11 protein-coding genes are annotated in these 12,310 nt (G+C 46.9%); 4 read left to right on the top strand and 7 right to left on the bottom strand.

Annotation, left to right across the window (positions count from 1 at the left end):
* Nucleotides 1-2 precede the first annotated feature (2 nt).
* From B2W60_RS00370 to B2W60_RS00340, 7 genes are read right to left on the bottom strand one after another with little or no spacing between them, the layout of a single operon-like run.
* Nucleotides 3-1,277: a sigma-54-dependent transcriptional regulator gene (locus tag B2W60_RS00370; RefSeq protein ID WP_292361170.1), complete on the bottom strand. Its 1,275-nt coding sequence runs from the start codon at nt 1,275-1,277 to the stop codon at nt 3-5.
* Nucleotides 1,278-1,279: 2 nt separating this feature from the next.
* Entirely contained in the window at nt 1,280-3,439 is a 2,160-nt protein-coding gene (locus tag B2W60_RS00365) for a sensor histidine kinase (protein WP_292361171.1), read from the bottom strand.
* On the bottom strand, nt 3,424-3,945 hold the full coding sequence (locus B2W60_RS00360; protein WP_292361172.1) for a DUF4390 domain-containing protein: 522 nt from the start codon (nt 3,943-3,945) through the stop codon (nt 3,424-3,426). The genes B2W60_RS00365 and B2W60_RS00360 overlap by 16 nt, the downstream gene beginning before the upstream one ends.
* Before the next feature lie 37 nt (nt 3,946-3,982).
* Nucleotides 3,983-5,299, bottom strand: a complete 1,317-nt coding sequence (rsmB, locus tag B2W60_RS00355; RefSeq protein WP_292363953.1) for a 16S rRNA (cytosine(967)-C(5))-methyltransferase RsmB — start codon at nt 5,297-5,299, stop codon at nt 3,983-3,985.
* On the bottom strand, nt 5,283-6,212 hold the full coding sequence (gene fmt, locus B2W60_RS00350) for a methionyl-tRNA formyltransferase (protein WP_292361174.1): 930 nt from the start codon (nt 6,210-6,212) through the stop codon (nt 5,283-5,285). The genes rsmB and fmt overlap by 17 nt, the downstream gene beginning before the upstream one ends.
* An 8-nt stretch (nt 6,213-6,220) precedes the next feature.
* Nucleotides 6,221-6,724: a peptide deformylase gene (def, locus tag B2W60_RS00345; RefSeq protein WP_292361175.1), complete on the bottom strand. Its 504-nt coding sequence runs from the start codon at nt 6,722-6,724 to the stop codon at nt 6,221-6,223.
* A 38-nt stretch (nt 6,725-6,762) separates the two neighbouring features.
* Nucleotides 6,763-7,080: a c-type cytochrome gene (locus B2W60_RS00340; RefSeq protein ID WP_292361176.1), complete on the bottom strand. Its 318-nt coding sequence runs from the start codon at nt 7,078-7,080 to the stop codon at nt 6,763-6,765.
* Nucleotides 7,081-7,267: 187 nt separating this feature from the next.
* Here B2W60_RS00340 and B2W60_RS00335 point away from each other — a divergent pair, with 187 nt between their 5' ends.
* The 4 genes from B2W60_RS00335 to topA all read left to right on the top strand — a co-directional run bounded on the left by B2W60_RS00335 (nt 7,268) and on the right by topA (nt 12,289).
* Nucleotides 7,268-8,299 (top strand): LysM peptidoglycan-binding domain-containing protein, encoded by a 1,032-nt coding sequence (locus tag B2W60_RS00335; protein WP_414673315.1) that lies wholly within the window; start codon nt 7,268-7,270, stop codon nt 8,297-8,299.
* Nucleotides 8,300-8,309: 10 nt separating this feature from the next.
* A complete protein-coding gene (gene dprA / locus B2W60_RS00330) occupies nt 8,310-9,431 on the top strand; it encodes a DNA-processing protein DprA (RefSeq protein ID WP_292361178.1) in 1,122 nt (373 codons plus the stop codon).
* Between the two features lie 23 nt (nt 9,432-9,454).
* On the top strand, nt 9,455-9,922 hold the full coding sequence (locus B2W60_RS00325) for a DUF494 family protein (RefSeq protein ID WP_292361179.1): 468 nt from the start codon (nt 9,455-9,457) through the stop codon (nt 9,920-9,922).
* Nucleotides 9,923-10,006: 84 nt separating this feature from the next.
* Nucleotides 10,007-12,289, top strand: coding sequence for a type I DNA topoisomerase (topA, locus tag B2W60_RS00320; protein ID WP_292361180.1), 2,283 nt, complete (start codon nt 10,007-10,009; stop codon nt 12,287-12,289).
* The last annotated feature ends 21 nt before the right edge of the window (nt 12,290-12,310 follow it).

The following is a 12,310-nucleotide window of genomic DNA, read 5'->3' as shown; positions in this document are numbered from 1 at the left end:
CCTTAAACTTGTTTACTATCAATGCCCAGCGCCCGTAACTTCCGGTACAGATGGGTGCGTTCCATACCGGCTAATTTAGCGGCTTTGCCCACGTTGCCATCGGTTTCCTGCAGTTTCTGCAGTAAATAAATCCGTTCAAATTGTTCGCGTGCCTCACGCAAGGGTTGATCAAAGTTGATACCGGTTACGTCATCCGCCTGGGGTGGTTGCTCGGCCAGCAAAGCCGCTTCCACATCATCGACATCAATATCATCAGAATCGCCAAATACCAACAACCGTTGAATGACATTTTTTAATTCCAGTACATTGCCTGGCCAGGCATAATTTCGTAAGCGGTTCTGAGCCGCTACGGTAAAACGGCGATAGGGCAAATCCGCTTGTGAGGTCTGCTGATCAACAAAGAAATGCACCAGTTCGGGTATATCTTCAACATGGTCCCGTAATGCGGGTAATTGTAACGTGATGGTATTAAGTTGATAAAACAGACCTTCACTGAAGTCTCCACGAGCAATAACCTTGTCCAGTCCCTGCTGGGTGGCACAAATCAACTGGCATTCTCTGAGACGGCCACTTTCCAGCAAGTGCAATAGCAAAGCTTGAGCTTCGTCACTGAGTAAAGCGACATCATTGATATAGATCGTGTTGTTCTGAGCCAGTGAAATCAATTTGTGGCTATCAAGCGGGAAGCTTTCGGGACTGAACTCAATGAATTTCCCGTTGTTATATAAGCCTAATCTGTGCAGATAATAGGCAAAACAATGTTTCCCTGTGCCACCTTCGCCAATCAGTAATATCGGCATTTCATGCCCGGCAACACGTTCGGCCTGTTCACGCAGCTGCGCCATTTTGGCACTTTTACCGACCGGTTCTAAAGCAAACTCATAACGCTGAGCAGCCTGTTTTGCACGGTTCTCAATGGCTAATTCCACTGCACGTAGTAATTTTGCCATGGATAAGGGTTTTTCAATAAAATCACTGGCACCGGAGCGGGTAGCCTCTACGGCCGTTTCGATAGTGCCATGCCCTGACATCATAACAATGGTGACACCTGTATTTTGTTGCTTAAATTCCTTCAGCAAGCTGATACCGTCTACATCAGGCATCCAGATATCCAGCAGCACCAGTTGTGGCTGTTTTTGGGTAAAGATCAGACGCGCTTCCTCACCATTACTTGCCGTGATGACCCTGTAGGCTTCATCTTCGAGAATATCTTTAATGAGCTCACGGATATCAGGCTCATCATCTACAACTAAAATAAGTGGTTTTTCAGTACTCACGCCTAATCTTCCTCCAGTGGTAGCCGGATTATTATACCTGCTCCTTCGGGGTTAAGGTTTTCTGCCCAAACATCCCCGCCATGTTCTTCGATGATTTTTTTTACTATTGCCAGTCCCAGCCCGGTGCCTTTTATTTTAGTGGTAGCGTATGGCTCGAACAGTTTATCGATCATTTCCTGGGGAAAACCCGGCCCCTGATCATTAATGGTAATTTCCAACCACGGCATATGTTGCTGAATGATAACGTGATAACTGATCACAATATCCACAGCTTTGTCCGCTTCTTCACTGGCTTCAATGGCATTTTTCAGTAAATTGTGGAATACCTGTCGCATCCGGTTTTTATCAAGCCTGATAGGAATCTCTGTTGGACTGTTCAGTAAAGTGAATTGATGATTGGAATGACTTTGATACAGGGTCAATACTTCTCTGAGTAATTCGCCGATGGAGACTTTTTCCAGCTGTAATCCGGGACTGCGGGCATAATCAGAAAACTCGTTGACCATATCTTTCATGGCTTCAACCTGTTGCACGATCGTATCAGTGAGTTTTTGTAATGTCTCTGTTTGATCCGGTGGCACTAATGAAGCGTACTTGTGTTGTAAGCGCTCGGCAGATAATTGGATTGGGGTTAACGGATTTTTGATTTCGTGTGCCAGACGTCTGGCCACTTCGCCCCATGCTGCATTTCGCTGTGCCTGAAGCAATGTCGTTATATCATCAAACACGATAACCCAGCCCGTGTCAGCCGGTAAAGGGGTGCCGTGACACATCAGTGTTTGACGTCCCTTGGTTTGTTGCAGTTCTATCTGCTGTTGCCAGGCAACTGATTTGAATGTGTAGTTTTGTATTAACAGGGAAAAGCTATGCAGGTTGTCATTGATTTTGCCCAATGTATCCAGAGAGCTTTCCAATCGTTGCTGCAAGTTCACGCCAAGTATTTTACTGCTGGCGACATTGGCGGTACGCAAATACAGATCGTTATCAATGGTAATAACACCGCTTGACAGGCTGCCAAGTACTGTCGTCAGGTAACTGGTTTGCTGTTCCAGTAACCGATGGCTTCTATCGGAGGCATTTCTGGCTTGCGTCAGGCGTTGCGTCATCTGATTAAATGAACGTACCAGAAAACCGATCTCATCATGTCCGGATGCGGTTAATTGCATATTGTAGTTACCAGAAGCGACGGCCTGGGTTCCTGCAGCCAGTTCCTGTAGCGGCTGAACCATACGTCTTGAAATCCATACTGCAAACCAGATTGAAGCAAGCATGGTCAAAAATACTATCAGGCTCAGTGTCAGGGTGAATATGGTGACTAACGGTTTGCGTAAATAGCTCAGCTCTTTGTAATCCGTGTAGGCATCCTGAACATTTTTGCCCAGGGAGCTCAAGTGTTCATTGACCGGAAAAGCCACATGTAAAAACCGTTCTTCGGCCAGAATCGATTTACGCGGTAACATTACTGCAGCCCGTAATTCCAGTTCATCATTTGCTGCTGGATCCAGACCTATATAGTCTTCGCCTTGCTGCAAACGGCGCACAATCGATTCATCAGGACCTTGGGGAAGAAAAATGGCCGGGTTTTCAATGCTGGAAACCACTAGTTGTCCACTCATATTCCAGATACTGATTTCCAGGGCGCCACTCAATTGCACCAGCTCTCGCAGACTATTGGTCAGACGGGTGTCTGGCAATTCTGATAATACACCCGCCATCATTCGTGTCTGTCGCAGTAAAGTACGCATACGTATACCAAAAGCGCTGCGACTTAACTCAAGAGAATCTTCCAGAGCTTGCTCAACTTTTACATCAAACCAGCTGTTAATGCCGCGTTGCAGGAAGTGGACAGAGAATCCGTAAACAATACTGGTTGAGCCGACGATTAATAATACAAACAAACTGACCAGTTTCAGTGTGAGTCGGGAACCCGGTGCTTTGCGTTTAAAATCCCGGTAAAGCCGATATAACCCACGGGCCAGAATTCCGGCCAGCAATAAAAGGCACACCAGCCCCAGCCCGAAAATATAGAGAAACAAGTCACTGAGTCGTGAGGTATCCTGAGTTGCCGCACTGAGTAAATAGGCCAGAACTAACAGTAGCAAGGCCAGTGAAAAATACGGTGCAGTTCCTGAGCTGAGTCCCCTGATTAGTTGGAAGGCCATGCCACCTCATACCATTCGCTGGCTAAATCCCATTTGCTGGACAGAAATGCGCCGGGCCGCATCGGTGACGGCAGGGCGTTCAAATCAATCTGGCTGCGTACTCTGAGAACTAGGTTATGCGTATCGAGGGTATGCTGAGGGGGTAAGCTGAAATCTTTTATCACCCCCATACCCATCAGCGCGCTCTCCATCGTCGGAAAATTACGATGCGTTTTGGTTTCCATTGAGTGCAGTAAATACTGTTGGGAGAGATCGTGATAACGCAAAACGTAACGGATTTCGGTTGACCAGATATTGCTGCGCCATTGCCACCATTCACCCAAAACAGGATAGATCCTGATGAGCTGAATCTCCTGCACGAACGTTATAGGGACACCATTGTATAGCGCTTCTTTTACACGGGGATTCAGTGGATAACTGATATTGGCATTCAATAGATAACCATTGCCTGCTGGAGATGTCCGAGCTTCTTCAACACGAAAAACTTCCGCGTGTACAGTTTGCACTGATACAAAGACCAAAAAAACAGACGTCAGAAGACGTTTAGCGGTGACGCAGGCAGGCATAATAGAAACCATCCAGATCGTTATCTCCCGGTAGCAATTGATAGCCAAAACGTACTCTTCGTGCTGGAGCCTTTGCTGGATGCTGCTCCATCGCGTCAGGCTGACGCTGCAAAAATGCTTCTATCTGTAATTCATTTTCCTGCTTAAATGCAGAGCAGGTAGTGTAAACCAGTAAACCATCGGGTTTCAGTAATGGCCACAAATTATCCAGCAAAGCTCGCTGTTGCAGAACCAATTGTTCGATATCGTCTGGTTTTCTCAGCAGTTTGATATCCGGATGCCGACGAATGACTCCACTGCCTGAACATGGTGCGTCAATCAATATACGGTCAAACTGCTCACCATTCCACCAGTTTAGAGTATCGCTGGCATTTGCTGCCAGACAATCAGCTGATAAATGTAATCGGGAAAGGTTTTCGTTCACCTGTTTGAGCCGCTCCTCACTAATATCGAGTGCGGTTACCTGGTTTGCTGGAAATCTTTCCAGAATATGGCAGGTTTTGCCTCCCGGCGCTGCACAGGCATCCAGAATGCGTTGTTCAGACTGTAATTCAAGCAAATCAGCAACTTTTTGTGCGGCACCATCCTGTACTGAAACGGCACCTTCTACAAAACCCGGCAAGGCAAATACATCACATGCCTGTTCCAGCAAGATGCCTTGAGGGCAATTTTCAATAGCTTCACCCTGGATGCCGGCTTTAGCCAATAATTCCAGATATTCCGAAGTGGAATACTCCCGGCGGTTAACCCGCAGCATCATGGGTGGTTGCTGATTATTGGCTGTCAAAATGTTCTGCCATAACTCCGGCCAGTCGTTTTGATACTTTTCAATCAACCATGCGGGATGCGCATATTGACTGACAGGCTGTTCCGCGATGGATTTTTCCATTGCTTGCTGCTGCCGTTGATAATTTCGCAGACATGCATTCATTAAGCCGCTAGCCCATGATTTATTGAGCAATTTGCAGGCGCTAACGGTTTCAGACAGGGCGGCATGATCCGGAATGCGTAATGAGCGAAGTTGATAAATTCCAATCAGTAAAAGCGCTTGAATATCGCCATCTTTGGATTTTAATGGTTTGGAAAGTAATTGTTGGCTGAGTGCTTCAAGCAAGGGATGCCAGCGAATCACACCATAAGCCAGCTGTTGAAATAAGCTGCGCTGTGTTTCGTCCAGACGCTTGATGATATCAACAGAAGCCGTCGTTAATGATTGACCCTGAGTCACCCGCTGAATAACTAAAGCTGCTGCACTACGTGCGCACAATATTTTGCTTTTAGCCAAAATGATCACCCGCTATCAATGGGTGGGCATTCAGAAAATCATTGACAGGCATCGCTTTTTTTCCGGGTGCCTGGATAGATAACAGACGAATGATTCCGGCTCCGGTAGCCACATCTATCCCCTGACGATTAACTTGAAGAATAGTGCCGGGTTCTGCATTGTTGGCACTATCGATTATTTCAGCACTCCAGACGCGGAGTACCTTATCTTGCCAGAGGGTCTGAGCAACCGGCCACGAGTTAAATGCACGGATTTGACGATCGATTTGCTGTGCAGAATGTGACCAGTCAATATTGGCTTCGGCTTTGTGTAATTTTGTAGCGTAACAACTCTCAGCATTATTTTGTGGAACAGCGTGTTTCTGTAACTCATCAAAACGACTTAGCGTATCCAGCAGGGTAGAAGCGCCGAGAAGAGCAAGTTTATCGTGTAAAGTCTCACCGGTATCCGACATTTCAATAGCAATTTCACTACGCTGGATAACCGGTCCGGTATCTAATCCGGCTTCCATTTGCATAATACAAACGCCGGTTTTCGTATCCCCGGATAATATGGCGCGCTGAATGGGCGCAGCGCCACGCCATCGTGGTAATAAAGAAGCATGAACATTGATACAGCCCAATCGGGGCGTATCTAATACCGTTTGAGGCAGTAACAACCCATAAGCCACCACAATCATCAGATCGGCCTGATAGCTGGCGAGTTTTCCCCGATCCGCTTCGGCTTTGAAATTAATGGGCTGTTCGACAGGAATCTGATGCCGTAAAGCGAGTTGCTTAACCGGGCTGGCAGTGAGTTTCCGGCCACGACCGGCAGGCCTGTCCGGTTGGGTGTAGACGGCGCAGATTTCATGATCCGTCGTCAGTAGAGCTGCCAGCATAGTTGCAGCAAAGTCCGGAGTGCCGGCAAAAATGATGCGCATGGATGTCCTTATAGTTTTTGTTTCTGGTGTTTCTCCAGCCGTTTTTTGATGCGTTGACGTTTGAGATTACTCAAGTAATCCACAAACAGTTTTCCTTCCAGATGATCAATTTCATGTTGAATGCAGGTGGCCAGAATACCGTCAGCATCCATTTCAAAGGTTTCGCCTTGAAGATTTAATGCGCGAACCCGAATTTTATCGGCACGGGTAACGGTTTCGTAGGCTTCAGGAACCGAGAGGCAACCCTCTTCAAAATCACGTTCACCCTCAGTGTTCAGTAATTCAGGATTGATTAAAAACAGCGGACTGGATTTATCTTCGGAAACATCAATCACGATTAACCGCTTTTGTTCGTTCACCTGAGTCGCCGCCAGACCTATGCCGGGAGCATCGTACATGGTTTCCAGCATATCTTGAGCCAACTGGCGAATATCATCCGTTACCTGTTTTATCGGCAAGGCTTTCTGACGCAGTCTGGGATCCGGAAAATGCAATATGTTTAGTAAGGCCATGTTAATACCTGCTATGAATCAATTAACCAGCAGTTTATTTATTTTAAACTTGCGTAATATGCGGCAAGGTTTGCGATATCTTCATCAGATAAGTTTGTTGCCTGCATCTGCATGATGGCGGCCATGCCACCTTGACGTTGTTTATCTCTGTAAGCTTTAAGTGCTGACTCTAAATATTCCGCATTCTGCCCGGCGAGATTTGGGTATACCGGCATAATGGCAATGCCGTCAGCACCATGACAAGTAGCGCATACAGCGGATTTTGCTTTTCCGGCAGCTACATCGCCTGCAGCCATCGCAGCGGAATTAATGCCAATCGTAGCCATGCTGGCAATAAAGAAAGCTGATAATTTCATTGTTTACTCCGTCAAGGAAGAGGGCCTTTCCAGGCAAAAAAAGTTTAACCAGTCGAGATATCGACACATTATAGACCAAGTTTGTTGCCGGATGACTTGATAAGTGTATACGCTTATTAGACACTATGAGCCGTTGCTGCTTATCCAGGGATAATGGCTGCCCTGTAGCGTCCATGAGGATTTTATGATGATACGTCACATCTGTTTGGGTTTAATGGCCCTATTGATGAGTTCTGCGTTACTTGCGAATCAGGTAGCCCTTAATCCAAACCATCCTGAACGCTACGTGGTAGTCAAAGGCGATACGCTCTGGGATATATCTGCGAAGTTTCTCCAATACCCCTGGCACTGGCCGGAAATATGGCAAGTTAATCCACAGGTTGAAAATCCCCATCTTATTTTCCCCGGTGATGAATTAGTACTGGTTTACCGGGATGGTCGGCCAGTACTGGAACTGAATCGTGGTCAGCAAACATTCAAACTTTCACCAGAAATGCGTGAAATCAGGATGGATGAAGCAATAAGTACCATTCCTTTATCGATTATTCGTCCGTTTCTCACCAAGCCGCGGGTCGTTGGGGCCGAAGTGCTTGATGCTGCCCCCTATGTTGTCGCGACCGCTGATGAAAGATTGTTATCCGGAGCCGGTGATATTGTTTATGCACGCGGAATTACCGAGCCGGAACAAGATGAATTCAGTGTATTTCGTGGCGGAAAGATTTATTTTGATCCGAATACTGGTGAAGAGCTTGGTGTTGAAGCTATTTATTCAGGCGATGCAGTGGTCAGGGAGCCTGGGGACGTTTCCACCATGGATTTAACCTACACCAATCGGGAAGTCATGGTGGGTGATAGATTGTTAGCGGTTGAAGAGGAAGACTTTGATCTTAACTTCTTCCCAAGAGCACCCTCGCAACCGATGGAAGGGGTGATTATTTCTGTCTTTGATGGTGTTTCTCAGGTGGGTCAGTATCAGATTGTTGTATTAAATATCGGTCGTCGCGACGGCCTGGAAACCGGCCATGTTTTATCCGTATATAAAGCAGGAAAAACGATTCGCGATGCGGTCAGTGAAGATCGCAAAGCAATGGTAACCCTACCGGATGAACATGCCGGGGAAGCAATGGTCTTCAAGCTTTATGACAAAGTAAGTTACGCCATCGTGATGAAAGCAACAACCTCCATGCACCTGTTTGACAAGGTGCGTTCCGCAGAATAAAGGAAACAGTTTGCATCGATTTTCCGCTTCGCAACTGTCCCTGGCATGTCAGCTGGCTTTACAGCGTATTCCCGGTGTCGGGCCAGCTACCTTTGCCAAACTTGTTCAACAAGTTAATCAGCCAGCCGATATCTTTCGTGAAGCTCGCCTGTTAAAAGGTGTTGATTCGAAAATCCTGACCTTACTGCAATCTCCGGACTGGGATCAGGTTGAACGCGATCTGGAATGGTTATCGGCTGATAATCGTCATGTTATTGATCAGCAGCATCCGCTCTATCCAGAGCTGCTCAAGCAAATACCGGATCCACCTGCTTTATTGTTTGTTCAGGGCGATATTAATTTGCTTGGTAAATGGCAACTGGCCATTGTGGGTAGCCGAAATCCATCGGCTTCGGGGCGTGATACAGCATTTGAATTTGCCCGCTATCTGGCAGATGGCGATATTGTCATTACCAGTGGATTGGCTTCAGGTATCGATGCGGCGGCACATAAAGGCGCTTTAGCGGCATCCGGCAAAACAATCGCCGTCATTGGTACTGGACTGGACCGGGTTTATCCGGCAGCCAATCGGGATTTGGCGCACCATATTGCAGAAATCGGTGCAATCGTTTCGGAGTTTCCTTTGGGGACTTCACCCAAAGCTGAAAATTTTCCCCGGCGAAACCGTATTATCAGCGGTTTGAGTTTAGGCACGCTGGTGGTTGAGGCCGCCGTTAAAAGTGGTTCGCTGATTACGGCAAGAATGGCGATGGAGCAGGGAAGGGAGGTATTTGCCATACCAGGCTCAATACACAACCCGTTATCACGGGGCTGCCATCAGTTGATTAGAGAAGGTGCCAAGTTAGTTGAGACAGCCAATGATATTATTGAAGAGCTGGGAGCTTTAGCTGGATTTGTCCCGCAACTGGAGGATCCTTATGCGACGACAGAGAAGGTTTTGGCGACAGCGGAATTAGATAAAGATTATCAACAACTGTTTGAGTTTCTGGGATATGACCCGATCCACATCGATATACTTATTGACAAAAGCGGATTGACGGCTGATGCCGTTTCATCCATGCTGTTATTACTGGAGCTGCAAGGTCAGGTAGCATCATTACCCGGAGGACGATACGTCCGAGCCGGAACCTGATCAGGCCCACAATAGAGAAGCCGATGAAAGAAAATGTAATTGATGTGTTGCTCTATCTGTTCGAAAACTATATCGATACTGAAGATAGCAGCCAACCTGATAAAGATGTCCTGGAACTTGAATTAGAGCAGGTAGGCTTTCAGGAGTTGGAGATACACAAAGCGCTTGATTGGCTTGACAATATGACTGTGGTGGCCCCGCAGACAGACAATCCCAATACACATATCCGTGTTTTCAGCGAAAGTGAAATAGAGCGTCTCGACATTCAGTGTCGCGGCTATTTATTGTTTTTGGAACAGGTGGGTGTTTTGGATGTCGAAACCCGCGAAGTTGTCATCGAGCGTGTGTTGGCACTGGATAGTGAAGAAATTGATCTGGAACAGCTCAAATGGGTGGTACTTATGGTGCTGTTTTATCAACCGGGCAGAGAAGTGGCTTATGCCTGGATGGAAGATCTGGTGTTTGAAGATTTGGAGGCGGTTATTCACTGAATTTGACCGCTCTTATAATTCATAACACTGCCCGTTTTACACGGGCAGTGTTATTTAGAGCGTCTATTTTTGGTACAGGATTTTATGGGAAATAAACTCGTCATTGTTGAGTCACCGGCCAAGGCCAAGACCATCAAAAAATATCTGGGCAAAGATGTAGAAGTCTTGGCGTCTTATGGTCACGTCAGGGATTTATTGCCTAAAGAAGGCGCAGTCGACCCGTCTAATGATTTTGCGATGAAATATCAGATAATTGATCGCAACAGTAAACATGTTGATGCAATTGCCAAAGCCATGAAAAAAGCCGATTCGCTCTATCTGGCGACGGATCCGGATCGTGAAGGAGAGGCAATCTCCTGGCATTTATTTGAGTTGCTTAAAAAGAAAGGCGTTTTAAAAGATAAAGAAGTTTTCCGTGTCGTCTTTCACGAAATCACCAAACAGGCTGTTAACGATGCGGTCGCCAATCCACGTGAACTGTCGATGGACATGGTGAATGCACAACAAGCACGTCGCGCTCTGGATTACCTGGTCGGCTTTACGCTCTCACCATTACTGTGGAAAAAAGTGCGTAGAGGGTTATCTGCGGGTCGGGTGCAAAGTCCTGCTTTACGAATGATCGTCGAGCGCGAGCTGGAAATTGAAGCGTTCAAAGCTCAGGAATACTGGACCATTGAGGCAGACGCAACCGCTGAGAAAACCCCGTTTCAGGCAAAATTAACGCATTATAAAAATGAAAAGCTCAGCCAGTTCAGTATCGAGAAAACTGAGCAGGCGGAGGATGTCGTTAAAACCCTAACGAAGGCTGCTGAAGGCAAGTTACTGGTTACTCACGTTGAGAAAAAACAACGCAAACGTAACCCGGCGGCACCTTTCACCACATCAACATTGCAACAGGAAGCTTCGCGTAAATTGGGGTTTGGTGCGCAGCGCACCATGAGTGTTGCCCAGCAATTATACGAGGGTGTGGATACTGGCGAGGGTGCGGAAGGTTTAATCACCTATATGCGTACCGACTCGGTGTCTCTGGCAGCAGAGGCGATTGAAGAAATCCGCATGTTTATCGGTCAGCGTTATGGCGCCAAATCAGTGCCGAGTAAACCACAGGAATATAAAACCAAATCCAAAAATGCACAGGAAGCGCATGAGGCTGTCCGGCCGACATCGGTGCTGCGTACACCGGATGAAATGAAGGCATATTTATCCGTCGATCAGCACAAACTGTATAACCTGATCTGGCAGCGCACCCTGGCCAGTCAGATGATTCATGCAACCTTGAATACCGTTGCTGTGGATTTAGGCTGTGGCAAAGGCAATACGTTCCGCGCTAATGGCTCTACCGTGGTGAATCCCGGCTTTATGAGCGTTTACCTTGAGGGTAAAGACGATACCAAAGGCGATAAGGACGAAAATATTCTGCCGCCCATGGAAGTTGGCGAGGTGGTTGATCTGGTCGCTATTCGACCGGAACAACACTTTACTGAGCCACCACCGAGATACAGTGAAGCCAGTCTGGTACGCAGTCTGGAAGAACACGATATTGGTCGGCCTTCGACTTATGCCAGCATTATATCCACCTTGCTGCAACGTGAATATGTCGAATTGATAACGAAGCGTTTTCATCCCACTGATGTGGGAAGAGTCGTCGGCAAGTTTCTGGTTGAACACTTTACCCGCTATGTGGATTATGACTTTACTGCCAAACTGGAAGACGATCTGGATGCGGTGTCACGTGGTGAGGCAGAGTGGATTCCTCTATTACGCAACTTCTGGGGCCCGTTTAAAGAGCAGGTTGAAACTAAGGATAAAGAAGTCCAGCGCAGCGATGTGACCCAGGAGCTGTTAGACGAAGACTGCCCCAAGTGCGGTAAAAAACTATCCAGCCGGTTGGGGCGTAGTGGTCGATTTATCGGCTGTACTGGCTATCCGGAGTGTGATTACACCCGCAATATTGATGGTGAAGAAACTACTGCAAGTGAACCTGAAGTTGTTGAAGGACGTAAATGCCCTAAATGTGATTCGGACTTATGGATTCGCACAGGTAAATACGGCAAATTTATCGGCTGCAGCAGTTATCCTAAATGCAAGCATATTGAATCATTAGAACAACCGGATAAAACCGGTGTTGAATGTCCGAAGTGTAAAAAAGGTGAGATCCTTACCCGTAAATCACGACGCGGCAAAGTGTTCTATTCCTGTTCGGAATACCCAACCTGTGATTATGCGATATGGAATGAGCCGGTTGCCGAGCCTTGCCCTAATTGTAATTGGCCGATTTTGAGTATCAAAACCACCAAGAGTAAAGGTACTGAAAAAGTCTGCCCGCAGAAAGATTGCGGTTACAGTGTCAAAGTGGAAAGTGCTTAATGTCTTGTCCTGAAATAAGTT

Origin of the sequence: Methylophaga sp. UBA2496 (genome assembly GCF_002341635.1) — a bacterium.
Lineage (GTDB): Bacteria > Pseudomonadota > Gammaproteobacteria > Nitrosococcales > Methylophagaceae > Methylophaga.
Note: the sequence above shows the minus strand (reverse complement) of the source record. Positions and strands in the feature narration are given on the sequence as shown.

Bases quoted from the DNA above. Each gene is read 5' to 3' on its own strand.
- B2W60_RS00365 (WP_292361171.1), bottom strand. From the start codon at position 3,439: ATGGCCTTCCAACTAATCAGGGGACTCAGCTCAGGAACTGCACCGTAT.
- fmt (WP_292361174.1), bottom strand. From the start codon at position 6,212: ATGCGCATCATTTTTGCCGGCACTCCGGACTTTGCTGCAACTATGCTG.
- def (WP_292361175.1), bottom strand. From the start codon at position 6,724: ATGGCCTTACTAAACATATTGCATTTTCCGGATCCCAGACTGCGTCAG.
- B2W60_RS00340 (WP_292361176.1), bottom strand. From the start codon at position 7,080: ATGAAATTATCAGCTTTCTTTATTGCCAGCATGGCTACGATTGGCATT.
- B2W60_RS00335 (WP_414673315.1), top strand. From the start codon at position 7,268: ATGATACGTCACATCTGTTTGGGTTTAATGGCCCTATTGATGAGTTCT.
- B2W60_RS00325 (WP_292361179.1), top strand. From the start codon at position 9,455: ATGAAAGAAAATGTAATTGATGTGTTGCTCTATCTGTTCGAAAACTAT.
- topA (WP_292361180.1), top strand. From the start codon at position 10,007: ATGGGAAATAAACTCGTCATTGTTGAGTCACCGGCCAAGGCCAAGACC.